The organism is Desulfonatronum lacustre DSM 10312, assembly GCF_000519265.1.
GTDB classification, from domain to species: Bacteria; Desulfobacterota; Desulfovibrionia; order Desulfovibrionales; family Desulfonatronaceae; genus Desulfonatronum; species Desulfonatronum lacustre.
Window position 1 is genome coordinate 1,878,427 of the sequence record NZ_KI912608.1, and the last position, 24,372, is coordinate 1,902,798.

The window sequence follows — 24,372 nt, forward strand, 5'->3', positions numbered from 1 at the left end:
TTTTGTGGTCGGGACCAAATAATTCGCATTGCGAACCTATTATTGACTCGCATTACGAACCATGTCAAGAAGAATTGCGATGAAAAAGGAAATATCCCTGAAGCAAGCCCCCCCATCCAGCGAGGAACTGGCCGACGCACTTATGACGAGCGCCTTTGTCACGATGGCCGTCGTCAACAAGATTGGCGCCGAAAACGACTTGTCCCTCTCGCTGATTCGTGTCCTAGGAATTCTGTGGGATCGGCGCCCACGCATGGCCGAACTCGCAGACTACCTCGGTCTGGAGAAGCAGACGATGTCGGGACTGATCGCCCGAGCGGAAAAGCGGGGGCTGGTGGCGCGTGCACCGAATGAAGAGGATGGAAGAGCGACAGATGTTTTTCTGACGAGCGATGGGGTCGAGCTCGTAAAGCGGGTGCGTGCCCAGGGTCAACAGGCGCTGGCGCCGATCATCGAAGGGCTCGGCGCGTCGGATCAGCAGCTTCTTCAGGAATTGCTTCTGCGCATGCTTGAAAGTCGGGCGAGCTGAAGACCAGGCAATCCTTATGAGTTAGGATCGGTCGACTCTGACGAGTCCGTCTGCTTCTGCAAAAAGCCTTCACTCTTCTTTCAGGGTTCATGCTATGTGCAGCTTGCCCCCACCAGCCAGAATTCGAGTTCCCGGCGGAACAGAGAGGGGTCGCGGCTGTACTTGAGGAAGATGTCGGTGGAGAGCAGATTGACGTCGAATCGCGGTCGATCTCCAGGCACGGTGGCCATGTAGGTCGTCTTGCCCGTTTGCCGGGGGCCAAAAAGAAAACAGCTCTGCTCCCCCATGGGCAGCATCAGTTCACGCTGGTACACAAAGACCTCCCAGGTTAATTTTACACGGCAAAATTAACCTGGGAGGTCTTTTCATGGCAAGCCGCTTCTGACTGCCGTCTGAAGTGAAGAACACGGCCGTAAGGACAATTTCGTACCTGCTCCGTTCCTGTTATCCGCATCGAAGCCGGTTGTTCGCCTTTGCTAAATCTCTTCAGTCCTGAGTCGCGACCTCCAGGAATCCGGATGCTTATGCAGATTTTGGACCGCGACGACAAGAATAGCGTCGCCCCGGATCTGATAGAGCAACGCGTACGGGAAACGATTTAAACAACAGCGGCGGGTTCGCTTCGACAACGGCGTCCATGCGGCTGGATACTGCAGGATGCGCTTCAGAGCCCGTTTGACTTCCGCTACGAACTCCAACCCCAAGCCTTCGCTTTGACGATTATAGTATGCAATCGTCTCGGCGAATTCGTCATCGGCGCTTTGGAGAAAGTCCACCTTCACGAGGAGTACTTTTTCTCGACACGGTCGAACACCAGGGATGCCGGAATCGCGGCTATGTCGCCCCGTTCATAGGCGTCAATCCGATCCTCCGCCTCTCGCGCCCACGCCGCATCGATGTCGGCTCGGGCCGGGAAGTCAAAGCTCGCGAGAATCCCCTCGACGAGTTCGGCTCTCTCAATGGGGGGCAGCCCCACGGCCTTCTCAAGAACTAGCTGCGCATGTGTCGTCATGGTTCACCTCTTGCGGAGTACTTTACCCTGAATCCCTTAAACCACATTTTAAGTGGAAGCAACCGGGATGGTTCGGAACCTGTTGGACGCGTCCCCAGGGACGTTTTCGGGTGTCATATCGGACACGCTCTGGGCCGCGGCGTTGGTGGGGCTGGGCGGCCTGGTGGTCTTCTTCAACGCCTGCGCCATGCTCTCCTGCCTGCTCATCACGGGCCTCGAATTCAGGCGCGTCTTCGGCCCGCTCACACCGGCCCGGATTCCCCCGCCCGTGCCTCCCCGCCGCTATGCCGCCATCGTGGCCGTGTTCACCTTCGTCGCCCTGTTCATCTATCTGCCGGCGGTCACCTCCCTGGAAAGCCTGCTCCGGAGTAATCCGGAACTGACCCACGAAATGGCCCAGGCCAGAGAGAGCGCCGAAGCCTGGGTCGTGCCCAGGCTGGAACAGATCGACGAACAGTACTTCCGCCCCGGAACCATCGACCGGCTCCACCAGGCCCAACTCCAGGCCCTGCGCACGGTGGAAGCCTCCATGGACCGCCTGGAAGAGCAGGTCGATCTGGCCTTCGACGCCCTGGAAACCAACGTGGACGGATACCTGGACTGGTACTACAGCCTGCCCGGAGAATACGCCCGGATCATGCACCTGCTGGTCGGCCAGATCGAGGAGTACATGCTCCGCAAGCTCGAGGAAAATCTGCTGGCCGGCGAACCGTTCAAAAACGTGGAATTGGCGCTGAGCAAGGCCATGGCGGAACACGAGACGGCGTTGCAAGTGTACCACGAAGCAGCCCGACGGATCATGGACGAAAACCGGGTCGCCCCTCCGAAGGATGCCGACAAGGTCAGCGTGGAGCGCCGAATCTCCCTGAACGAGGTCTTGAATCCGTCCATGCATGTCGACGTGATCGGCTTCCACACCCGTATCGGCGGCGGAGCCGCCGCCGGTGTCGTGACCGGGGTGGTGGTCAAGAAGGTCGCGGGAAAGGTGGCCGGGAAGAACGTCTTCAAGCTGGCCGCCAAGGCCTTGGCCAAGGCCGTTGGAAGCAAGGCAGCAGGTTCCGCTGGCGGAGCCGCGACAGGGGCCGCGGCCGGTGCGGCCATCGGTTCCGTCATTCCTGGCCTGGGCACCGCCGTGGGCATGATGATCGGCGGCGTGGTCGGCGGTCTGGTCGCTGGCATAACCGTGGACAAGATGCTGCTCATGCTCGAAGAAGCCGTCAGCCGCGAAGACTTCAAACAGGAAATCCTCGCGGCTGTTCAGGAGGCGAGGGTGGAATTCAAGGTTGGATTGCGTGGGGGATGATGATGGGGAGTGGTGGGCCGGGAGCTTTGTTGATCCAGTTTTCGGCATGTTGGTACGTTGCCTTTCTAGACAGACGTTATCATCGTTTTAGAGGTGAAAAAGGGATATTTGGATTTGGACACTGAGCGATGATCATCTGAAAACAAAAGGAGGTATAAAAGCCGGTGCTATGGCTTGGCAGAAAGTCGGACAAGCCCACTCGGATTCAGCGTACTTCTTGACCTGATCAAATCCTCTCGGCTAATTCATCCTGGTTGAAGTTAGCCTGTAGCTGCTGGGGGGAGTCATAGGGGCATCTCCTGTGAGTGGTGAAATAATTCTTGTTGTGAAGAGGCGTTGAAAATGAGCACTAGAATACTGGGGATCGACTTTGGTACGAGTCGCACCGTCTTTTCTATGACGAGCACAAAAGCACGATCTGAGCCTGAAATCGTAGTGATAGATAAGAAGCCTTTTGTTGAAACGATCATGCGTCTAGACGATTCTGGAAGCATTGAACTTTTTGGAACAGAAGCATGGGAAAAGATTGACGAAGCTCCCGAACGGACTTTTTACGAGTTCAAGATGGGCATTTCCAAAGTCGGTACAAGCGAACAAGATCAACCCGCAACTACGGAGGTGGCTGAAACGCGTTTTACACCTCAACAACTTGGGTTGATGTTTTTACGACGAGCACGGGAGAAAATCGAAAAGCTGGTCTTCAATGAATCCTCCCTGGCGGATGAAGTCATTATTACCGTGATTGGTTATCCGGCAGAGTGGAATGAAAAACAGCGAATGACAACCATTGACATGGCCCAAGAAGCTGGTTTTCCGAACGTCCATGGGTGTGAGGAGCCGCTAGGCGTCATCTATTATCACGATTACAAAGGCGACCTTTCCGTGGACCACGAGCAGACCATTCTGGTCTATGACTTTGGCGGCGGAACATCTGACGTGGTGGTGGTCAAGACCGTTGCCAATGAAAAGCCACAAGTGCTTGGCATCGGTGGTGCTCTCAATCTTGGTGGCCGTGATTTCGACAAAGCCATCTACAACATTCTCTTGGTACAATGTGGGCTTAGCCCACAGTCCATGGACCCTCGCGATGTAGTTACCATTCGCCGGGCTGGGAGGACATTGAAGGAAAAACTAGCCGTTGCGTATCACGATGGACGTAATAACGTTGAATCCACTGTCTATCTGTACGGAACTCGCGCCCAAAAACGTTTACATTTGGATTTGCCAACTTTTGAAAAATGTTGCGAGCCATTGATCCATCGTTTTTCAGAACCAGTTAATGATGCTCTAAACCGTGCAGATACAGCGCGAGAGGCCATTAATCTTTCCATCCTGGCTGGTGGTTCGGCCAGAATGCATTACGTCCGCAAAGCCTTGGATGAACTTTTTCCCAACGACGTTTCCTTTCAAAGCCCAGATCCATCAGAAGTAGTGGCTAAGGGATTGGCAATTTACGGTCGTTTTTTTCAGGGTGAAAAAGTTGTCGATTCTTTACAATCCTCCACACTTGGCGGATCAAAATCCTCAACGAATCCTGAATTTCCACGGCATGTTAGATCAGATAACTCACATATTTCATCACGACTCAGCAGCTTTTGGGGGCAGCTCGCAACTCGTGGAAAAATTGGTATTTGTATAGGTATTCTTTCATTAGCATTCTTATTTATGCTAGCAATTGGAGGTAGTAACAGCATAAAGAGTGGAAATCTAGTTGAAGAGATACGTCGATATGCTGAACTAGGCGATGCAGAAGCACAGTTTGAAATAGCTGAAAGATATTTTTACGGAAAGGGCATACAACAAGACATATTAGAAGCTTATAAGTGGTACTACATTTCAAGCAGATTAGGTTACTCAAATTCTGAAAAAAAGATTCGCGATTTACGTAAAAGACGGTGGTTGTTGTTTAGTTCAGAAATTTCTCAAGATGATGCTAATAGAATTGAGAAAGAGGCTGACCGTCTTATTCAACGCAATAGATGGTAATTATTTTTCATTCATTTCGGGAAAATTATGAAAAAATATATTGAACGCTTTGACGAGCACCTACTATTCGCCCTGGAACGTCGTTACTTAGATTTTGTTGATCCAGAGCGACTTGAACTGGTTATGAATCCCAATTTCGATCCGGAAAAGTTCCATTCCAGTTCAGATCTGCGCGTTATCCGTTTGGACGAGGTTAGCCATGAGGGCAGTGACCGGCAGGGCTTACATTTACTGCATATGCAGAACGTCCTGGCAGCTATGAAGGACGATTCGCATACCCTGATTTCAGTTGTTCGAGGAGACGGGCGGACCGCATCCTTGTATTACGGACTGGCTCGAAGCATTCGGTCGAACACTGTGAACACCCATGAATACGCTAGAATGCTCGAGGCGACCATGCACGGGAATTTTCTTGGCGCCCGGTTCACCCAGCTTTCCACTCCCGACACAGAAGCCCAAATCATCGCTCCCTTAACCGAACATGATTTTGTTCTGGCTTTTCCCGGCATTCCATCCCTGCGGTTAAGAGAGCATGACGCTCCGTATGTCCAAGGCATCGACCGCTTTATCGAGGGCATGCGCGGAGAAGAGTACTGTCTTATGGTTATTGCCGAACCGGTGCAATTGCCAATGATTGACGGAATGATCACGAACCTCTTCGATCTTGGCTCATCAGTTCACGCCCAAGTCCGCGCTACGATTCAGAATATGAAAGGCTCCTCGGATACAGTCAATATTGGAATGTTCGGCTTGAGCGGCAAAGGAGAGTCCGTGACCGAGGGCACTTCTGATACCCTAGGAGAAAGTAGGTTAGGTGTAGGTGCGGTCATGGCTTCTGGTGGTGCCACATTGGGAGGTGTCCTGGGAGGCATCGTTGGTTCGATTGTTCCAGGCCCAGGCACCATCATTGGTGCAGGCATTGGAAGCGCTCTTGGTGGTGTAGCCGGAACCGTCGGTGCATGGCTCACAGGGGCCCCAATCTCCAAAGCAACTTCCTTCACCAGTACTGTGGCTAACACTGCATCCAATATGGTCGGCAAAGGGGGTATGGCCGGATATGCCCGCAGCATGAACCGCAGTGTAACCGTCGGACGGGATGAGTTAAATAAAACGGCAGAGCATTGTGAAAAGTTGACGGACGCTTATATTCATCGCCTGCAAAAAGGAAAAAACCTTGGATTTTGGAACGTTGGTGTCTATCTGCTGACAAAAAACGAGTATACTCAGCGTCGTTCCAAGGGGCTGTTAAGGGCTTGTCTCTCCGGTGACGAAACACATTGGGAGCCTGTGCGGAGTGTAAACCTCAATTCCGAGGCATTGAGCAAATATCTGCGTACGTTCAACAACCCGCTTTACAACCTTTTCCTCTACGGAGAGGAAAACCGTAACGTGGAAAAGGCCGTCAGCGCCGGGCGCAAACTATCCGAGTTCGCATCTCGTATGGGCCGCTCCGTAGCCGATTTGCTTGGATTACTCCAAAAAGCGGACCCCAAGGAGCGTTATCGCCTGTTGGAGGAAATACGCCGCTGCCCTGGCAACTTCTCACGAGAGATATTGGATCAGGCCTGGGCTCAAATTCAGGAAGCCCAACTCGGACACCCTCTCGGTCCAGTCATGGGCGGTGTGAGTACGCCGTTGAACACGGAAGAGCTGTCCATCATCATGAACGTGCCACGGCAGGAGGTGCAAGGCGTTTCCATTCGTCCGTCCACGTCCTTTGGGGTGAACTACACCGTGCCCCCGGAGGCGGACTGCATCCGGCTGGGGCGGGTGATCCACAAGCGGGCTCCGGTGGATGCCATGCCCTATCTACTGCCGCGCAAGCTGCTACAGAAACACCTCTTTGTTTGCGGGGTAACCGGTTCCGGCAAAACCAACACCTGCATGAACCTGCTGCATGATTTGCAGTTGCCGTTCATGGTCATCGAACCGGCCAAAACCGAATACCGGCAGATGCTGGCCCACGTGCCGGACCTGAAGGTGTTCACCCTGGGCGGGGAAACGGTTTCGCCGTTTCGGATCAATCCTTTTGAATTTTGCCCCGGCTGCAACCTGCTGACCCACGTTGACACTCTCAAGTCCGTGTTCAGCGCGGCCTTTCCCATGTACGCGGCCATGCCCTACATCCTGGAAGAGGCGATCATTGAGGTGTACAAGGACAAAGGCTGGGAGCTGGCCACGTCCTCGAACATCTATCTGGACGGTGCCCCTGTCCAGACCTTGCCTGGCCAGCCGACCATGCCCGAGGGGAGCACTGGAGAGCACTTCGGGGAGCGCTTTTTCGACTTCCTGCCGACCATGCAGGATCTGTACGAGAAAATCGACGATGTAGTCACCCGAAAGCAATACGCCCAGGAACAGACCATGAACTATTCCGCGGCCCTGAAGGCCCGGATTTCCAGCCTGCTCACGGGCAGCAAGGGGCTGATGCTGAACACCCGCCGCTCCACGCCTATGGCCACCCTGCTTGAGGGAAAAGTGGTCCTGGAACTGAAGCACATTGGCGACGACGAGGAAAAGTGCTTCCTGATGGGGCTGATTCTCGCGGCCATCTATGAGTACCGGGAAAACCACGGTCAGCCGGGGTCGCCCCTGAAACACGTTCTGCTCATTGAGGAAGCACACAGATTGCTACGCCGCGTCCCGGATTATGTCTCCCCGGAAGTGGGCAACACCCGAGGCAAAGCCGTGGAGACCTTCTCCAACGTCATCTCCGAAATCCGCACCCTGGGCCAGGGGCTTGTGGTGGTGGACCAGATTCCCTCCAAGCTGACCCAGGACGTGATCAAGAACACGAACATGAAGATCGTTCACCGTACCCTGGCCCGGGACGACCGGGACCAAGTCGGCTCGGCCATGAACCTTACCGATGAGCAAAGTCGGGAACTGAGCCTGCTGGGCGTGGGGCAGGCGGTAATCCATCGTGAGGGCATGGACAAGGCCTTTCTGGTAGAGATCGATCGATTCGGCCAAAGAGATCTCGCCTTTGTGCCGGACCCGGAAATCCAGGAACGAATGCGCCCCTTTCACGTCGCCAACGCCTTTGTTTTCCGCCGTTACCCCGGGTTCGAGAAACACCCGGACATTCCCCAAATCTATGCCAAGATGGACTTCCGAACCATACACCAGGACATCTATTTTTCCGTGATGGGCGCATTCGTGCTAATGCTTCTGGATGAAACCGAACGTTTACCGACCTTGCGAGCAGGGTTTAATAATCTGATCAAACGTCGCACCCGCAAGGACTCGGAACTGGAGCAGGCCTGCTACGCCATCCACTACGCAGCCCGGCTCTTTGCCGAACTGAACGCCAAATATCCGGGCTGCTATGACCGCTGCACGGCCATGAACCGCATCTTCGCCGATCTTTGGTTTGATGCCGCTGCCATGCTGGAAGGTGAGTCCGGTCGGCTGGACGCGGCCACCCGGAAACAAATGACGGCCAGATTGCGCGAGGACATGCGCTACCTGCGCCAGGACGATCGCCTGACCATCCCCTTCTTTGCCTACTACATGAACCGTATTGACCCGGAAACGCCCAAACGGCTCCGGGAAAACTGGCAAGGAACATCCCAGGATATGGGAAACCTGGATACCTACCTGCGTCAGGTGCTCCATACCATGCTCCTGGGGACGACCATCCCGGAAATCATGGAGCGCAACTTGGCCGAAGATATGCTTACCATGATCTACTGGACCGACCCCAGGCGTCCGGCCATTCAGGAACAGTTCAGGAAGTTTCGCGGCATTTCAAAATAGCAAACGGAGGTCATGCATGCAGCATGTTGCCGGTGAAGTTGCCAAAAAGGCTTTGGAAAATGTTGGCCAAAACATGGGCGACGGCGTTGCCGGTCGCAAAGGCGGGTTTGACGTGCCCGGCGAGCAACCGGGCTTTGGCGCGAAAGATATGGGCAAAGGCGAGACCGGAAAGCTGGGTTCTTCGTTTGATGGTCCGTGGGACAATCCGGATACCGGAAAAGGTGAAGGGGAGAGACTGGGTTCCTCATTTGACGGTCATTGGGCCAAGCCAGAAAACGAGCAAACAACTATTAGCTGCAAGGAGACTAGCCAAGGTATTTCAGAACATTCAGGGGAGAATGCAAGAAGTCGCATTCCATCGATAAATGATCGCCTTGCAGGCGCTACTCACCCTGACACTGGAGTTCCTTACGATGTCAAACAATCAGAGCGACCAGATGGAAAAAAGGTTGAGCTTGTAATGCCTGAATTTGAATCAGCATATGAAACAAATTTAGACAAAAATGAAAAAGGAAATTATACGGGCACAAGAGCAGACCATGAAAAGCAATGCAACGAAAAGCTCACGGAAGGGGTGAAAAACGATTCTAAAGTCGCTGATACATTTTCAAAAGAACAGCTGGAGCAAATTAAAAATGGTGATACTCCAGATGGCTACACATGGCACCATGATGCTAAACCAGGAAATATGAAACTTGTTGACTCAAAAGTGCATGCAGAGACAAGACATACAGGTGGTTATTCCGTTTGGGGCAAGGATATTTAGGAGGTAAAAAAATGACGATGCAAAATTTTGACTGGAAATATGTCAAGAATATTCAAGGGCCTTTACATATTGAAAACATTTCTAAAGCAACAAGTGTTTCTCTTCCAAGAGTTTATGTTTCTTTGGTTCAAAAAAATAATGGAGGAAGACCAAATAAAAAATACTTCGATTTCGGAGATGACACTCTCTCTGTAAAATCTTTTCTTCGCGTTGATATGTCTGACAAATTTGATTCTGTAGAAGAGAATTACAACTTGATAAATAAAGTCAACAAAAACCTATTTCCATTCGCAGTTGATAGCTTTGGGAACTACTTTTGTTTTCTTCAGAAAGAGACAGAAAAAATTCCACGAGTTGTGTTTCTCGATATGGAGCAGGAAAAAGTATACGAGTTAGCGGAATCATTCGAAGAATTTATGAATAAATTGAAATGATATCGGATGGCAGGTGAAATATTGTTGGGCCAACAACCAACAACATACGGGAAGGCCATTACCTCGAAGATGAGCCGAGGAACGGCATAGATAATCTCAAGCAGATCCGCTGGGAGCAGCGGTACTGGATAATTACACATACTCGCCAGGAAATTGTCACAAGGAGTCGTCGAATGGAGCAAAAATTGACTTTTCAGTACGATAGAGTTGCCGATATCCTTCATATCTCCACATGCAAACCATATCCTGAACAGGAAAGCGAAGAAATTGGGGATGATATTATTGCACGTCTCAACCCGGGCACAAATGCCATTGAAAATCTTGAAGTACTTTTCTTTTCAACTCGACTCTTGCGCAGCGACATATTCGAGTTGCCGGTTCTGGCCAACTTTCAGCAGAGTCGGCAAATACATGCATGATGAGTCCCTGATCTGAGCGTGTCTGATGAAGGTAGCAGGTCCCCATGCCCGAAGCGACCATTCACGACACTGTTCATGCCCGCCGGATTCATCGTCTTTTGCTGATCATCCGGGAAATCCGGGACAATCCCCGGCAGGAACTCTCCGGACTGCTGGAGCGGCTGGGGGTTTCCAGGACCCAATTCTACAAGGACCGCAAGGTCCTGGCGAACATGGGATTCGGCTTTTCCTACACCGCGGACCACGGCTTCGTCATCACCGCCGACGCCCTGGCTCCAACACTGGATCTGGCCCTTTCGGACCGCCTGTTGTTGATGTTCGCCCTGGGCCATCTCTGGTCGTCCGGAGAAGGCCATCTGGTGGCCCGGGCCTTGCGGGTGGGTCGGAAGCTGGCCGCCGGGCTGGATGAGCCCTTTCGCAGCCAGGTGCTGGACGAGTTCGATCGGGTGGTGATGCACGAGGGCTACGGGTGCCGCCCAGAAGTGCTGGACGCCCTGGAACAAGGCGTGATCGAGCACCGCAGGGTGCGCATTCTGTATGAATCCCGCCACTCCGGGGAGTACTCCTGGCGGGAGGTCGATCCGTTACGCATCTACTTCCTGCAGCGCAGCCTCTACCTCTATGCCCGTTGTCCGGACAAAACCCCCAGCTTCCGCACCTTCCGCCTGAACCGGGTCCGGGAAGTCCGCTTCACCCCGGTCCGTTCACCCCACATCCCCTACGAGAAATGCTTCCACCGCCAGTTGGCCAACGCCTTCATCCATTTCATGGGCGATGAGACTAACCGGGTCGTGATCCGCTTCCAGCCCCAGGCAGCGGAATACGTGGCCGAAGGGCTCTGGCATCACAGCCAGGAACTGAAATTTGAACCCGACGGCTGCCTGCTGTTCACGGTCCAGGTGTCCGCGCCCAGGGAAGTGCTGCGCTGGGCTGCCGGTTTCGGGCTGGACGCGGCCGAGGTTTTGGAACCGGCATGGCTGCGCGCGGAGGCGGCGGGGCAGGTGCGGCGACTGATGGAGCGGTACGAGGGGCGGGAGAAGACAGAAGACAAAAGTCAGGAGATAGATGGTTGATGGCGGAGGACGGAGGTCGGAGGAAAGGTGAGGGTGACTGATTTTTTTCATCCCGGTCCACACCTGGGTGAACCGGTCGGCCTTGTCCGTCACGCGGATCATGATATGAACGGGCTTTTCCTTTCCCGTGCACCACACAAGGAGGCCCGTCATGGATTCTTTCGGCAAAGCGGCTCGCGTGGCCCGTGTTCAGGCTGAATTGGGGGTTCGGGTGCCACCGGACTACGCCGAGTTCCTGGTCCGGTACGGACATGCCGAGACCGGGGGGCTGACCATCTACGGCTACAGCCAGGACATGGCCGATGCCGAGGCCGTACCCTGCGTCATCGGAGCCACCAAACGACTGCGCCCCATCCATGGCCTGCGCCGCGACGAATTGGTTCTGGCCCAAAACAACGGCTCGCTGATTGTCCTGGACTGCGCCAGCGGCATGGTGCTGGAGGTGGATTGCCTGGAACGGCGCAGGATCGTTGCCCGATGCTTTGACCTCTGGATGGTCGGGTTGAAGCAGGGGGAAGGAAGAAGGGACGGTTGAAAGCCGGGGATGAAATCATTCCCTTGGCGTTCTCGGCGGCTTCAGCGACCGTTGCGCTGGTCAAACAAAAAAAAGGCCCGACCCTGAATATCAAGGTCGGGCCGTCATGCGTGGTCTGCCGATTCTGACGTCAATGCACTTGAGCGGTTCAGTGCATCCGACTCCTCGGCGAAGCTGCTTGCACCAGCTTGCCCCGCTCGATCCATCGGGCGCTCTCCCGCTCCAGGATTTCGGCGGAAGCAACGCTGCTGAGTTCCTCACTCAAGGCGGGGGATAATTCGCCCGCGGCCATCAATGCGTGATACCGGGCACAGCAAACGCGCAGAAAAGACGTGAAATTGCCGAGGTCGTGGTCGGCGTCGATCGACTCGAAGTAGAGTCTGGTGATCAGCTGATTCACCGTCATCCGATCGCGGGTGGCGATCTCTTCCAGGGTTGACCAGAAGAAGTTTTCAATGCGGATACTGGTGGAAACGCCGTCGATCCGCAGAGACTTGGTTTGGCTTTTCCAAAGATCGCTGTTGGCATTGATGAACAGTTGGCACATGAAAAAACCTCCCCCTTTTAGAAAGAATCAACCATCCAGCAGGGCCATGAACTGGGCCATCCAGGCGGGATTGGCCGGCCAGGCCGGGGCAGTCACCAGATTGCCATCGGTGATCGCCTCCGTCATCTCCAGGGGAGCGTATTTTCCGCCCGCCACTTTTACTTCCGGTTCGCAAGCGGGGTAAGCGGAACAGGTCCGGCCGTTGAGCACACCTGCCGCTACCAGCAGTTGCGCACCGTGACAAATGGCAGCCACCGGCTTATCGGCTGTGAAGAAATGTTTCACCATCTCAAGGACTTCGGGATTAAGGCGCAGGTACTCGGGCGCCCGCCCACCGGGAATCACCAGACCGTCGTAGCTTTCGGCCTTTATTTCGGCAAACGTCGCATTGAGGGTGAAATTGTGTCCCGGTTTTTCGCTGTAGGTCTGGTGCCCCTCGAAATCGTGGATAGCGGTTGCAACCACCTCCCCTGCCGCCTTGCCGGGGCACACCGCGTCCACCTGGTGTCCAGTCGCCAGCAGGATCTGGAAAGGAACCATGGTTTCATAATCTTCCGTGAAATCGCCGGTAATCATCAGAATTTTAGCCATCTGCCGCATCCTTTTTTTAGAGTGTGAACGTATTGGAGTGATTCTCTACACCACGGGTGAGCAGGTGGGTAGTAACGCAATACTACACTGCAAAAAAAATCGACTGTGTTGAGTGGTATGTGCAAAATTTACACATACCACTCCATCGGAATCGTTACACGCACATCGGCAGCCATCGTCAAACCATTCTTTCCATCACCCCGCGGCAGCCCCGGCATCCTGCGTCGCGGTCTCCGGCGGCAACCCTGCCTCCACGTACTCCAGGAGATTGGCGCAGGTCCGGCTCATCCGCAGGATTTCCTCGTCACTCGGCGGCTGTCGCGCATAGCCATCCACCGAACAGATATCCTGGAACGCATCCAGGGCCAGCAGCTCCCCGGCCAGCTCATCAGTCAGCCTGGGGCCGGAAGAGTTCTCGCTCTGGGCTTCCATCCGCCGCAGCCCATCCACCAAGTCCCGGAACGTATGGTTGTCCGGTAGTTTTTTTCGGTACATCAGCAGGCCCATGATGTACTTTTCCATGGCCATGGCCAGCATGTTGTACAGGATCTCCGGGGTAAAGACCTCGGTTCGCTTCAGTCCACCCAGGGCGGCCTTGTGAAACTGGCGGCCCTGGGCCATGAACTCTCTCCAGGATTCGGTGGGGGTCAGTCGGGGAAGCATCTTGGTTCTCCTTGCAGTCCGTTGAAAAACTCCCAATTGCCGCGTCGCTGCAAAAAGATCAAACTCTCACGTATCAATAAATACGCTTCGACCTTGATTTTTTTTTGCTCCTTGCTCTTGGGGTTTTTGAACGGACTGCAGGATAAGGGTGTTTCAACATTCAGATAAAAAAAACCGCCGCATCGAACAATGTCAATGCGACGGCTGATCAGAATCACGCCCAAAAAGGCGCGGGGATGTCGATGGGTCGGTTCAACCTAGGCCACCTCGACCACTTCCAGGTCAAAGGTCAGATTCTCTCCGGCCAGGGGATGGTTGGCGTCCAGGGTCATGGTGGTGTCCGTGAGTTCGGAGATGGTGACCACGGCGGTCTGCCCCTCCTGGTTGACCTGCAACTGCTGCCCCGCCTCGGGCTGGATGGTGTCCGGGAGTTGGGAGCGTTCCACGGAGAACAGCAGGTCGTCCTGGCGCGGGCCGTAGGCGTCTTCCGCGGCAATGGTCACGGTCTTTTTGTCGCCCACCTGCATTCCGGTCACCGCGGCCTCGAAGCCGGGGATCAGCTGCCCCTGGCCCAGGGTGAATTCCAGCGGCTCGCGATCCGCGGAGCTGTCGAAAACCTGTCCGCTGTCCAGGCGACCCGTGTAGTGCACCTTGACCTGGTTGCCGGTTTGCGCCTGTGTCATAATGCCTCCTCGGTTAGATAGTGGTAAAAAGTCGTTTATCGGTGTAACTACTCAGTACATTTTGTGTCCGATCTTGCTCCGAATCGGTGTCGGGGTCGGTATCGGAGTCGGAATCGAAACAGGAAGAATTTAGAACGCATCCCAGCGTTTTCGATCCCGATCCCGATCCCGATTCCGACCCCGGCAACAGAATTACTCCGTGCTGAGTAGTTACTTATCGGTTTGAATAGAATCTACCTGTCAATCCGCGCACCCCACGCACAGCACGGCCTCGGGCATGGCCAGCAGTCTGGCCGGGGCGATGGGGTCGCCGCAGTCGGCGCAGAGGCCGAAATCCTCGTCGTTGATCCTGGACAGGGCCCGTTCCAGCCGCGCCAAGCGGCTCTTGGCCTTGCCCAGGGCGTTGACGGCGATGCTTTGGTTGGCCAGGGAGTCCATCCGGGAAAGCCGCCCCACGGCCTGCTGATCCAGTTCCACGGTTTGCGCCCGTTCTTCCAGGTCGCCCAACTGGGCCTTCAAGTCGGCGATTTTCCGCAGCATCCGGGCTTCCAGGGCTTTCCTGCCTGCTTGATCCATGGGACCGGCTACCTGTGCTCCTTGATGGTTTGCAGCACGATGTCGTCGTACGTCTCCAAGAGCCGTTCCAACCGCCAAGGGTTGGACACGAGATAAACCATGTCCCCGTCGATATCCGTGGCGATGTCCCGGCCGTTGTCCGCGATGAACTTCTTGGCGTCCCTGCCTCCGGCGATCCAGCGCGCCCCGGTGATGTCGATGGGCTCGTATCCGGCGTCCACGTTGTATTCATCCTTGAGCCGGGCCATGGTCACCTCGAACTGCAACGGCCCCACCGCGCCCAGCAGGTAGTCGTTGGCGCGCAGGGGCCGGAAAACCTGGACCGCGCCCTCCTCGCAGAGCTGCAAGAGCCCTTTTTCCAGCTGCTTGGCCCGCATCGGGTCCTTGAGCCGGACCCGGCGGAAATGTTCCGGGGCGAAGCTGGGAATGCCGGTGAATTTCAACGGCTCCTTGATGGAAAAGGTGTCCCCGATCTTGATGGTCCCGTGGTTGTGGACCCCGATGATGTCCCCGGGCCAGGCCTCTTCCACGCCGGTACGGTCGTGGGCCATGAAGATCGTGGCATTGGCGATCTGGACGTCCTTGCCGATCCGGTGGTGCCGCACCCGCATGCCTTTCTCGAAATGGCCGGAAATGATCCGCAAAAAGGCGATCCGGTCCCGATGGGCCGGGTCCATGTTCGCCTGGATCTTGAAGACCACGCCGGAAAAATCCGACTCCAGCGGGGAGACGAGCCGCGTTCCCGCCTTTCCGTTCACCCCGGTTTCCGCCTCCCTGGGCTGTGGCGGGGGGGCCAGGGTCACGAAGGTGTCCAAGAGTTCCTGAACCCCGAAGTTGTTGATGGCGCTGCCGAAGAACACCGGCGTCTGCCTGGCGGCCAGATAGCGTTCATGATCAAAAGGGTGTCCGGCTCCGGCCAGCAGTTCCGCGTCCCCCCGCAGATCCTGGGCGTCCCGGCCCAGCAGGTCGTCCAGTTGAGGATCGTCCAGACCCTTGACGTGCACCACGTCCTTAGGCCGGGTGGACTTCTGGCCGTCGGGCACGAAAAAGCGCAGTTCGTCCGCGCGCAGGTCGTACACGCCCTTGAATCCCTTGCCCATGCCCACGGGCCAGGTCAGCGGCGCGCACTCAATGCCCAGGTTGGTTTCGATGTCGTCCAGGAGTTCAATCGGCTCCAGGCCGTCCCGGTCCAGCTTGTTGATAAAGGTCATGATCGGCGTGTTGCGCATCCGGCAGACCTCCATCAGCTTTTTGGTCTGCACCTCCACGCCCTTGGCGCTGTCGATGACCATCAACACGGAATCCACCGCGGTGAGCACGCGGTAGGTGTCCTCGGAAAAGTCCTGGTGGCCGGGGGTGTCCAGCAGATTGATCTCATGGCCGTTGTAGTCGAACTTCATCACCGACGAGGTCACGGAAATGCCCCGCTCCCGCTCCACGGCCATCCAGTCCGAGGTGGCCCCCCGGGAGTTCTTCTTGGCCTTGACCGCCCCGGCCAAATGAATGGCCCCGCCGAACAGGAGCAGTTTTTCCGTGAGCGTGGTTTTCCCGGCGTCCGGGTGGCTGATGATGGCGAACGTGCGTCGCCGGGCGACTTCTTTCTGGAGTTTGTTCATAGGACGGTGATTGGAAGGACGGGAAAAACGAAAGAACCCCGCCACACATCGGCGAACGTTCGCCGGCGGCAGGGATGAAATAAAGGCAACGGGAATGAATTCAGGGAGTCACAAGAAGATCCATGGCTGGTGAAGAGGGCGTAGAGTGCGTTATTTTTCGAGCGTGGTCAAGTTGATTGGACGCCGGCCGTTTCCGGATACCTTGACCCCGCAATCTCCCATAACTACGTTATCGAAAACAAGGAGGCCGACACCATGGAAACACAATGCTCACCCCTTTCGGCCCGTGAAGCCATGAGAAGCTATCGCGCCCGGATGAAAAAGCGCGGAATGCGGTCGATCCAGATCTGGATTCCCGATACCCGGTCCCAGGAGGTTGCCGACGAAATGCGGCGTCAATCCCTTCTGGTCAGCCAAAGTCCGGAGGAATCCGACGTACTGGAATTCTTGGAAAACATCTCGGCCTGGGATGCTCCCGATGAGTCGTGACCACCCACTTGATGTCCGCCGGGGGGATTTGGTCATCGTCGCGATGACCGGAGATTATGAAAAAATCCGCCCAGCCCTGGTCGTCCAGCACGACCACGCCAATATCGGCCACGCCAGCATAGTCGTTTGTCCGTTTTCCTCCAGCATCCAAGACGCCCCGTTGTTCCGCATCACGCTCAAACCCTCCGAAACCAACGGGTTGAGCGTCACATCCCAGATTATGGTGGATAAAATCTCCGCCATCAAACGGGAACGCGTCCGCCGGGTCATCGGACATGCCTCTGATGAAACCATGCTCCAGGTCAACAGAGCCCTGGCTCTTTGGCTCGGCCTGTAAAAAACTTTTCGCCCGCCCCTAAAGTATTCCGAAATCCAACCGATAATGCTGGTGGCAGTGCCGACCTTCAACCGCCACGGCTTATTTTCCCAAAGCCTCAAGCATCTCTCCGAAGCCTCTGATGGACATCGCCGCATCGCACCCCGCTTCCGCTCCCTCCTGGAGCAATTCGCTTTCCCTGGGCGGTTTCGCGAGCCACGACCCATTCCCAGCACGGCGAGGACGGGTCTTGCCCGTTTTGCAATTCCTCGCGGCAGCAGCACTCCGGGACCGGTCAAAACCTGAACGAGCAGGCTTCCGGAGCGGCCGGCGTCGCGGCCGGACTCGCAAGTGGGTTTGCCGGAGCCGCTCAGCCTTCAAGTCCTCTTGCGCCGAGAGACGTGGTCAGCCTCAGCCACCGCACGGATCAGGACAGCCAGAGACTCAAAGGCGACCAGGGCCAGGCTCCTGCCCTGGGCCTGGATATGGGTTACGGACCGGACGCCCGTCCGGTATCGGCCGGCGTCTTCGAAGAGCAGCGCCACAGAGAGCCGTTCACCAGGAAAGAAGGCCAAGGCGACGCAGCCCCGGACCAGGACGATGATCCCAAGGAAGCGCACGCCGCGGACCGGAACGGCAGCGACATGCAGGACGAAATCAACGCGGTGCGCGACGAGTCCGAGCTGTCGTCGGAGGATCGTCAGGTTCTGGAGCAGCTTCGGCAGCGCGATGCCGAGGTCCGGGCTCATGAACAGGCCCATGTGGCCGCCGGAGGGCAATATGTCACCGCCGGGGTCAGCTACACCTACGAAACCGGCCCGGACGGACGGCAATACGCCGTGGGCGGGGAAGTGAGCATCGACACCTCTCCAGTGCCCGGCAATCCGGAGCAGACCGAACAGAAGGCCCAGACCATCCGCCGGGCCGCCCTGGCCCCGGCCAGCCCCTCCCCTCAGGACGTCAAGGTAGCGACCAGCGCGGCCCAAATGGAAGCCGAGGCCCGGATGGAGCGCATTCAGAACGAGCAAGCAGAGCGCCAGGCCGACGACGGCCATCCATCCCCAAACCTTGGCCAGGACCAGACTGCGTCCGACCATGCCGGATTTTTCAGTCGCTCCCCGGATTCCGCCTTTCCCACCACATTCCCGCCAATCTCCGAAACCTCGCCTGCCCACCGAGCTCCATCCGTCCAGGCCTATCGCACCCAACTGGCCATGGTTGAGACGGGGAATCCGTTTTAGCTGATATCCGGCCAAAACCAGAGGCCAAGCCCAGCAGGGCCATTTTGTTCTCTGGAAAATATCCATACTTTCAAAGTGGTAGATTGCAGGGTGTTCAAGGGGACCCCCCATGGGTGGGCCAGCAACCATCGAAATCGAAATCGCTATCGAAATCGGGATGTTACCAGAAATCGATTTCGATCACGATTTCGATTTCGATACCGATCCAGAGCGCCCGTGGTTCGAGAACAAAATTGCCCTGCCAAGCCCAGGGAACGTTTGACTCCCCGCCCCATCCCGGATACGAGAGCCGAAAACATGCTGGTTCTCCGTTATGGAGACGAAGAGGGAATCCGGTGCGATACCGGAGCGGACCCGCCGCTGTAACCCCAGCTCCCCCCTATGTTTCGGGGAGAAGCGAAGCGTTCCTGAAGACGCCACTGTCCCGATTCGGCAATCCACGTCGAAAACGGATGGGAAGGCGGAACGACTTCCTGGGGAAGCCAGAAGACCTACCGGCATCAGGCCCCAAGGCAACGGGTGTTTTGCCGCTTCAGGGGATGTCCCGCCAGTGCCCCGACGTTTCCGGCCCGACGCGCCGACAACCCAGCCTCCCAAGCACGCCGAACACTCGTTTCCCGTCCCGTTCTTTTCCGGAGGGAATCGATGCAGACCGATCCGCACCCACATGGCCGACATCGTCACGGCCCCGACCATCACGACCATCATTTCAAATGTGGTCATGGCCATGAGCATGACCATGACCACGACCACGATCATCACCATCATGGCCCTGAAGCTCCCGTCGGTCCCAAGCGTCCGGGCATTCTGCTGGTCGCCTTCGGCACCACGGTGGTCCCGGCCCGCCAAGCCTACGACCGGTTCGAAGCCCAGGTCCGCGACCGATATCCGGATGTGCCCCTGGCCTGGGGGTTCACCGCGCACAAGGTCCGGCGCAAGCTGGCCGACCAGGGCCTGCCCCACGACTGCGTGGCCGTGGCCTTGAGCCGGATGCACGACCAGGGCGTGACTCATCTGACCGTCCAATCCCTGCACACCATCCCCGGGGTGGAGTACTTCTGGACCCAAAACCTGGCCAAGGCCTACGAACATCCGCGCAAGGGATTCATCCAGGTCGCCCTGGGCGCGCCGCTCCTGAACGATCAGGAAGACCTGCGCCGGGTCGCGGACTGCCTGCCGGGGTTCATTCCCCAGGAGCGCCGCCCCGACGAAGCCGTGATCCTGGCCGGACACGGCACCTACCACGACGGCCAGCAACGCTACCTGGACCTGCAAACCCATTTTCAGGACCGCGATCCGCTGCTGCACACGGCCCTGCTCATGGGCGAGCCGAGCCTTTCGGCCATCATGGCCAAGCTTCAGGAACAACGAATTTCCACGGTTTGGCTGCTGCCCTTCATGGCCGTCTGCGGCCATCACGTCCAGAAGGACATGTATGGGGACCGCCCCACTTCCTGGAGCAACCGACTGCGAACCGCCGGATTCGAGGTCCGGGAACACGCCGCCGGAACCATTGAATCTCCGTGCTTCCGGTCCATCTGGCTGGACCACCTGGACACGGCCATGAACGACCTTGGCTTGGCCCATCAGGAGCACGAGCCAGGCCCCGCCCAGCCCGATCACGGAGGCGCCGACCATGCACATCACTGAAGGCGTTCTTTCCGCTCCGGTCCTGGCTCTGGGCGCGGCCACCACGCTCACCGGGCTGTGGCTCGGCCTGCGCCGACTGGACGAGGACCGGCTGGTCCTGGCCGCGGCCCTGGCCGCGGTCTTTTTCATCGGCTCCCTGATCCATATCCCTCTGGGCCCCGGCAGCGTCCACCTGCTGCTCAACGGCCTGGCCGGCCTGCTCCTGGGCTGGGTCGCCTTTCCGGTGATCTTCGTGGGGCTGCTGCTCCAAGCCCTGCTTTTTCAATTCGGCGGCCTGCTGGTCCTGGGCGTGAACACCACGGCCGTGGCGTTGCCCGCCGTGGTCTGCGGCCTGATCCTGCGGCCCTGGCTGGCCCGGGGCGGCAAGCCGGCCCTGTGTGCCGGACTGCTGGCCGGCGCGGGCGCGGTGCTGGGCACGGCCCTGTTGGCCGGAACGGCATTGGCCATGACCGACCAGGGCTTCCTGACCGCAGCCAAACTGGTGGTCCTGGCCCATCTGCCGATGGCTGCCATCGAGGGCGCGATGACCCTGTTCGTGGTCGGCTTCCTGGGCCAGACCCGACCCGACCTCCTGACCTGCGCCCTTCCCCCTACCACGGAAGGAGGTTCGCCATGTTGAATCCCGCTCCAATCCGACTTGGACTTCTCGTCCTTGCGCTGTTTTCCATCACGGCCCCTTGGTGCACCACCACGGCCCATGCCCACCGCCTGCTGCTCATGGCCTGGGTTCAGGGAGACCGGCTGGTGGTGGAGACCGCCTTCGGCACCGGCCAGATCGGCGCGAACATGGCCATCACCGTTCAGGACGCCGTCACCGGCGACGTGCTGCTTTCCGGCACCACGGACGCCCAGGGCCTGTACGAGGTCGCCCTGCCCGCCACGGCCCTGGAACGCCGCGCCCCTCTTCTGGTCCAGGCCACGGACGGAGCCGGCCACTTGGCCGAGCAAACCATCGCCCCCGACGAACTCCCCGCACTTGACATACCTTCGACGGCCTCTCCCTCACCCCCAGAAGCCACAGGTCTCCCATCCTTCCCAGATCATTCCGCAGATCATTCCCCAAGCCAGCTCTCCATGCTGCTCCAACAGGCCGTCGCCGAAGCCGTGCGCCAGGAGATCGCCCCCCTGCGTCGGGAAATCCTGGCCCTGAGCCAACGCGGCCCAGGCATCCCGGAAATCGTCGGCGGCATCGGCTGGATCGTCGGGCTGGCCGGCCTGGGCGCGTTGCTGTTACGCCGAAAAACGGCAACAACGTCTCGCCCCGGTGATCGGTAATTCCAATTTAATCCGATAATACTTTATTCGCTTGAAAAAATGCCGTCATCGGTGTCGGCGTCGGTATCGGGATCGGAATCGATACTGTTTTGTTCGCCTATACCATTAATTCGACCCCGATTCCGATACCGATTCCGACACCGACACCGAAAGAGAAGCTTTGGAAATGGCACATGATGCTTGATGAACCGCTCGCATCCAGGGACTCCCTGAGCCACGGCGCAAGTCCGCTGCACCAGATGGACGCCCGGATCAAAATCCTGACCGTCGCGGTCTGCCTGATCGCGGTTTCAGCGGTTCAAGGTCTCGGGGCCGGGTTGGCGGCGCTGCTCTTCGGGCTGGGGCTGACCCGTCTGGCCTGCCAGCCCCTGGGCCGCGTGGCCGTAAGGCTGATCCCGGCCAACGTCTTTTTTCTCGGCCTGATCCTGGTCCTCGGCCTGACCTATCCCGGCCCGGCCCTGGCCGCCGTTCCGTGGCTCAGCCAGGACGGTCTGACCCTGGCCCTGCGGATCGGTCTCAAAGGCAACGCCCTGCTCCTGATTTTCATTGCCCTGCTCTGCACCTCGTCCGTGCCCGCCCTGGCCCAGGCGATGCGCCGCCTGAGGCTGGGCCGCAAATTGTCGCTGCTCCTGGCGCTGACCTTTCGCCAACTCTTCCTGGTGGCCGAGGAATTTCAGCGCCTGCACCGGGCCGCCCTGGCCCGCGGCTTCGTCCCCCAATGCTCCCGGCATACCTACCGGACCATTGCCGTGCTTTTCGGCCAGACCCTGCTCCGGAGTCTGGCCCGGGCCGAGCGGATCCACGGAGCCATGCTCTTGCGCGGCTTCAACGGCCGCTTTCGCACCCTGGACAGCGACACCTGGAGCGCGTCCCAGGCGGTCCTGGCATCCGCGCTCTGCATCCCTCCGGTGCTGATCACCTTGCACGACCGGTTGACCTGGTGATGACCCAAGAGACGACACCGCCCCTGCTGGCCCTGCGGGAGGCCTTCGTGGCCCACGGCCCTTCGGCTCCACCGGTTCTGGAAGACGTTCATCTCTCCCTGGACCCCGCGGAGCGCGTCGGCCTGGTCGGCCCCGTGGGCAGCGGAAAAACCACCCTCCTGCTCACCCTGGTCGGCCTGATCCCGCTCCGCAAAGGTTTATTGCTTTTCCAAGGCCGCCCCGTGCGGACCAAAACGGACCTCGCGGCCCTGCGCCGCGGCGTTGGTCTTGTTTTTCAGAACCCCGACGACCAGCTCTTTTCCCCCACGGTCCTGGAAGACGTGGCCTTCGGACCGCTGAACCTGGGCCGCTCTTCGGCTGAGGCCAGGGCTGAATCCTTGGCCATCCTGGACCAACTGCACCTGTCCCACCTCGCCCATCGCCAGCCCCACACCTTGTCCGGCGGCCAAAAGCGCCTGGTCAGCCTGGCCACGGTTCTGGTCATGCAGCCCCAGATCCTGCTCCTGGACGAACCCACCAACGACCTGGACGCCCGTTCCCGGGACATGGTCCTCCACGCCCTGACCTCTTCTCCCCGAACCATGCTCATCGCCAGCCACGACATGGAACTGCTGAATATCCTGACCACTCGCAGCATCACGCTGGGGTGAGCGGTTTCAGGAAACGCTCCAGACGCGGACCAGCCGCATCCCAAGACGAGCAAATCATAACACGACCACCGCACCATCGTGCCACGAAGATATTATTTGTATTTTTTTATTGCAAACAGAATGGAATCTGATGTATTCATTCCATTCTTGTTCCATGTAACCCAGCAACCACGAGGCTCCGAGCATGTGTATCCAAAAATCCCGGCTCAACTTCCTGGCGACCTTGACGGTCTTGTTCACGATTTTCGCTACTCCACTCCACGCCCAAGACACCCGGACCATCATGGACATGCTCGACCGGGAAGTCGTTGTCCCCAACCAGGTTGACCGAGTGATCTGCTCCGGTTCCGGATGTCTGCGATTGCTGGTCTACCTGCAAGGGCAAGACCGGATCGTGGGCGTGGACAGCGCGGAAAAAGGCGGACTGCCCTTTGGCGTGGACGCCCGGCCCTATGCCGTGGCCAACCCGGGATTCGGAGATTTTCCGCTATTCGGCGAATTCCGCGGCCACGACAACCCGGAACTCATCGCGGCCCTGGATCCGGCCCCGCAGGTGATCATCAAGGCCAACGCCCAGCGGGACGGCGGGGCTGAAGCCTTGCAGGCCAAGACCGGCATCCCGGTTGTGGGCCTGGGCTACGGCAACCTGACCCATGGCCGGGAACACCTGAATCAGACCCTGCGGATCATGGCCCAGGTCATCGGCGAGGAGGAACGAGCCGAGGCGGTGATCGCCTTTTTCGACGCCCTCCAGGCCGACCTGGAGCAGCGGGCCGCCCGGGTCGCGGCGGATGACCGCCCGAGCACCTTCATCGGCGGCATCGCCATGCGCGGAGGCCATGGCTTTGCCTCCACCGAACCGGCCTATGCGCCCTTCGCCTTTCTGAACGTCCGCAACATGGCCGGGGATTTATCCAAGGGCGAAACCGGCGGCTCCCATGCCACGGTGGCCAAGGAACAGCTGCTGCTCTGGGATCCGGAGGTCGTCTTCCTGGATATTTCCACAACCCGGTTGCAAGGCGGGGCCAACGGTCTTGAACAACTCCGCTCCGATCCGACCTTCCAGGCCCTCACGGCGGTCCAGGCTGGTCGGGTCTACGGCGTGTTCCCTTACAACTTCTACACCACGAACTACGAGTCCGTCTTTGCCAACGCGTATTTCATCGGCAGCGTACTCTACCCGGATCAGTTCGCGGACATCGACCCCATGGCCAAGGCCGAGGAAATCGCCGCGTTCCTCAACGGCGGCCCCGCTTTTGAGCGAATCAACAAAGACTTCGACAACATGGGCTTTGTCCGGATCACCGTGCAATAG

28 protein-coding genes and 1 riboswitch are annotated in these 24,372 nt (G+C 57.8%); of the genes, 19 read left to right on the plus strand and 9 right to left on the minus strand.

The features are described from left to right. Nucleotides 1-79: 79 nt before the first annotated feature. Nucleotides 80-529: a MarR family winged helix-turn-helix transcriptional regulator gene (locus DESLA_RS0108775; RefSeq protein WP_028572165.1), complete on the plus strand. Its 450-nt coding sequence runs from the start codon at nt 80-82 to the stop codon at nt 527-529. Nucleotides 530-621: 92 nt separating this feature from the next. Here the strand turns inward: DESLA_RS0108775 and DESLA_RS0108780 are convergent, their stop codons facing one another. The 3 genes from DESLA_RS0108780 to DESLA_RS0108790 form a co-directional block, all read right to left on the minus strand. Next, nucleotides 622-843 (minus strand): hypothetical protein, encoded by a 222-nt coding sequence (locus tag DESLA_RS0108780; protein ID WP_028572166.1) that lies wholly within the window; start codon nt 841-843, stop codon nt 622-624. Between the two features lie 162 nt (nt 844-1,005). Further along, complete coding sequence (locus DESLA_RS22370; RefSeq protein ID WP_084031980.1) at nt 1,006-1,311, minus strand: type II toxin-antitoxin system RelE/ParE family toxin; 306 nt, start codon at nt 1,309-1,311, stop codon at nt 1,006-1,008. Beyond that, nucleotides 1,308-1,541: an addiction module protein gene (locus DESLA_RS0108790; protein WP_028572167.1), complete on the minus strand. Its 234-nt coding sequence runs from the start codon at nt 1,539-1,541 to the stop codon at nt 1,308-1,310. The genes DESLA_RS22370 and DESLA_RS0108790 overlap by 4 nt, the downstream gene beginning before the upstream one ends. Before the next feature lie 67 nt (nt 1,542-1,608). On the opposite strand from DESLA_RS0108790, the gene DESLA_RS0108795 reads away from it, so the two are divergent. The 8 genes from DESLA_RS0108795 to DESLA_RS0108840 all read left to right on the plus strand — a co-directional run bounded on the left by DESLA_RS0108795 (nt 1,609) and on the right by DESLA_RS0108840 (nt 11,816). Beyond that, nucleotides 1,609-2,844 carry a hypothetical protein gene (locus tag DESLA_RS0108795; RefSeq protein ID WP_028572168.1) on the plus strand — a complete coding sequence of 412 codons (1,236 nt, stop codon included), beginning with the start codon at nt 1,609-1,611 and terminating at the stop codon, nt 2,842-2,844. A gap of 342 nt (nt 2,845-3,186) precedes the next feature. Continuing rightward, nucleotides 3,187-4,830 carry an Hsp70 family protein gene (locus DESLA_RS0108800; protein ID WP_028572169.1) on the plus strand — a complete coding sequence of 548 codons (1,644 nt, stop codon included), beginning with the start codon at nt 3,187-3,189 and terminating at the stop codon, nt 4,828-4,830. Between the two features lie 1,317 nt (nt 4,831-6,147). Beyond that, entirely contained in the window at nt 6,148-8,589 is a 2,442-nt protein-coding gene (locus tag DESLA_RS21680) for an ATP-binding protein (RefSeq protein ID WP_028572170.1), read from the plus strand. 16 nt (nt 8,590-8,605) lie between these two features. Next, the gene (locus tag DESLA_RS22375) at nt 8,606-9,355 is read left to right on the plus strand and encodes an HNH endonuclease (RefSeq protein ID WP_084031981.1); all 750 of its coding nucleotides are present in this window, start codon (nt 8,606-8,608) and stop codon (nt 9,353-9,355) included. 11 nt (nt 9,356-9,366) lie between these two features. Then, a complete protein-coding gene (locus tag DESLA_RS22380) occupies nt 9,367-9,789 on the plus strand; it encodes an SMI1/KNR4 family protein (protein ID WP_084031982.1) in 423 nt (140 codons plus the stop codon). Nucleotides 9,790-9,962: 173 nt separating this feature from the next. Then, nucleotides 9,963-10,208: a DUF2283 domain-containing protein gene (locus DESLA_RS0108830; protein ID WP_028572173.1), complete on the plus strand. Its 246-nt coding sequence runs from the start codon at nt 9,963-9,965 to the stop codon at nt 10,206-10,208. Between the two features lie 44 nt (nt 10,209-10,252). Next, nucleotides 10,253-11,281 carry a helix-turn-helix transcriptional regulator gene (locus tag DESLA_RS0108835; protein ID WP_028572174.1) on the plus strand — a complete coding sequence of 343 codons (1,029 nt, stop codon included), beginning with the start codon at nt 10,253-10,255 and terminating at the stop codon, nt 11,279-11,281. Nucleotides 11,282-11,432: 151 nt separating this feature from the next. Next, complete coding sequence (locus DESLA_RS0108840; RefSeq protein WP_028572175.1) at nt 11,433-11,816, plus strand: SMI1/KNR4 family protein; 384 nt, start codon at nt 11,433-11,435, stop codon at nt 11,814-11,816. Nucleotides 11,817-11,964: 148 nt separating this feature from the next. On the opposite strand, the gene DESLA_RS0108850 is transcribed toward DESLA_RS0108840, so the two are convergent. The 6 genes from DESLA_RS0108850 to DESLA_RS0108880 form a co-directional block, all read right to left on the minus strand. After that, complete coding sequence (locus DESLA_RS0108850; protein WP_028572176.1) at nt 11,965-12,363, minus strand: ribbon-helix-helix domain-containing protein; 399 nt, start codon at nt 12,361-12,363, stop codon at nt 11,965-11,967. Nucleotides 12,364-12,390: 27 nt separating this feature from the next. Continuing rightward, the gene (locus DESLA_RS0108855) at nt 12,391-12,954 is read right to left on the minus strand and encodes a DJ-1/PfpI family protein (RefSeq protein WP_028572177.1); all 564 of its coding nucleotides are present in this window, start codon (nt 12,952-12,954) and stop codon (nt 12,391-12,393) included. Between the two features lie 195 nt (nt 12,955-13,149). Beyond that, entirely contained in the window at nt 13,150-13,617 is a 468-nt protein-coding gene (locus tag DESLA_RS0108860) for a hypothetical protein (protein ID WP_028572178.1), read from the minus strand. A 257-nt stretch (nt 13,618-13,874) separates the two neighbouring features. Continuing rightward, nucleotides 13,875-14,300: an FKBP-type peptidyl-prolyl cis-trans isomerase gene (locus DESLA_RS0108870; protein ID WP_028572180.1), complete on the minus strand. Its 426-nt coding sequence runs from the start codon at nt 14,298-14,300 to the stop codon at nt 13,875-13,877. Between the two features lie 240 nt (nt 14,301-14,540). Continuing rightward, nucleotides 14,541-14,876: a TraR/DksA family transcriptional regulator gene (locus tag DESLA_RS0108875; protein ID WP_028572181.1), complete on the minus strand. Its 336-nt coding sequence runs from the start codon at nt 14,874-14,876 to the stop codon at nt 14,541-14,543. Between the two features lie 8 nt (nt 14,877-14,884). Further along, a complete protein-coding gene (locus DESLA_RS0108880) occupies nt 14,885-16,492 on the minus strand; it encodes a peptide chain release factor 3 (RefSeq protein ID WP_028572182.1) in 1,608 nt (535 codons plus the stop codon). Between the two features lie 255 nt (nt 16,493-16,747). On the opposite strand from DESLA_RS0108880, the gene DESLA_RS0108885 reads away from it, so the two are divergent. From DESLA_RS0108885 to DESLA_RS0108940, 10 genes are all read left to right on the plus strand, one after another. Beyond that, complete coding sequence (locus tag DESLA_RS0108885; RefSeq protein ID WP_028572183.1) at nt 16,748-16,981, plus strand: antitoxin MazE family protein; 234 nt, start codon at nt 16,748-16,750, stop codon at nt 16,979-16,981. Further along, nucleotides 16,971-17,318, plus strand: coding sequence for a type II toxin-antitoxin system PemK/MazF family toxin (locus DESLA_RS0108890; RefSeq protein WP_035261594.1), 348 nt, complete (start codon nt 16,971-16,973; stop codon nt 17,316-17,318). The genes DESLA_RS0108885 and DESLA_RS0108890 overlap by 11 nt, the downstream gene beginning before the upstream one ends. 380 nt (nt 17,319-17,698) lie before the next feature. Further along, complete coding sequence (locus DESLA_RS21685) at nt 17,699-18,538, plus strand: putative metalloprotease CJM1_0395 family protein (protein ID WP_051434528.1); 840 nt, start codon at nt 17,699-17,701, stop codon at nt 18,536-18,538. A gap of 109 nt (nt 18,539-18,647) precedes the next feature. After that, nucleotides 18,648-18,800 (plus strand): hypothetical protein, encoded by a 153-nt coding sequence (locus DESLA_RS22870; protein ID WP_156932911.1) that lies wholly within the window; start codon nt 18,648-18,650, stop codon nt 18,798-18,800. A 22-nt stretch (nt 18,801-18,822) separates the two neighbouring features. Next, nucleotides 18,823-19,051, plus strand: a riboswitch (cobalamin riboswitch). 132 nt (nt 19,052-19,183) lie between these two features. Further along, complete coding sequence (locus DESLA_RS19610) at nt 19,184-20,188, plus strand: sirohydrochlorin cobaltochelatase (RefSeq protein ID WP_051434529.1); 1,005 nt, start codon at nt 19,184-19,186, stop codon at nt 20,186-20,188. After that, on the plus strand, nt 20,175-20,807 hold the full coding sequence (gene cbiM, locus DESLA_RS0108915) for a cobalt transporter CbiM (protein ID WP_028572185.1): 633 nt from the start codon (nt 20,175-20,177) through the stop codon (nt 20,805-20,807). The genes DESLA_RS19610 and cbiM overlap by 14 nt, the downstream gene beginning before the upstream one ends. Then, nucleotides 20,801-21,463, plus strand: coding sequence for a NikL family nickel/cobalt ECF transporter subunit (locus DESLA_RS0108920; protein ID WP_028572186.1), 663 nt, complete (start codon nt 20,801-20,803; stop codon nt 21,461-21,463). The genes cbiM and DESLA_RS0108920 overlap by 7 nt, the downstream gene beginning before the upstream one ends. A gap of 173 nt (nt 21,464-21,636) precedes the next feature. Beyond that, on the plus strand, nt 21,637-22,407 hold the full coding sequence (locus DESLA_RS19615; RefSeq protein ID WP_051434530.1) for an energy-coupling factor transporter transmembrane component T family protein: 771 nt from the start codon (nt 21,637-21,639) through the stop codon (nt 22,405-22,407). Next, nucleotides 22,407-23,057: an energy-coupling factor ABC transporter ATP-binding protein gene (locus tag DESLA_RS19620; protein ID WP_035261597.1), complete on the plus strand. Its 651-nt coding sequence runs from the start codon at nt 22,407-22,409 to the stop codon at nt 23,055-23,057. The genes DESLA_RS19615 and DESLA_RS19620 overlap by 1 nt, the downstream gene beginning before the upstream one ends. A 184-nt stretch (nt 23,058-23,241) precedes the next feature. Continuing rightward, complete coding sequence (locus tag DESLA_RS0108940; RefSeq protein WP_035261600.1) at nt 23,242-24,372, plus strand: iron ABC transporter substrate-binding protein; 1,131 nt, start codon at nt 23,242-23,244, stop codon at nt 24,370-24,372.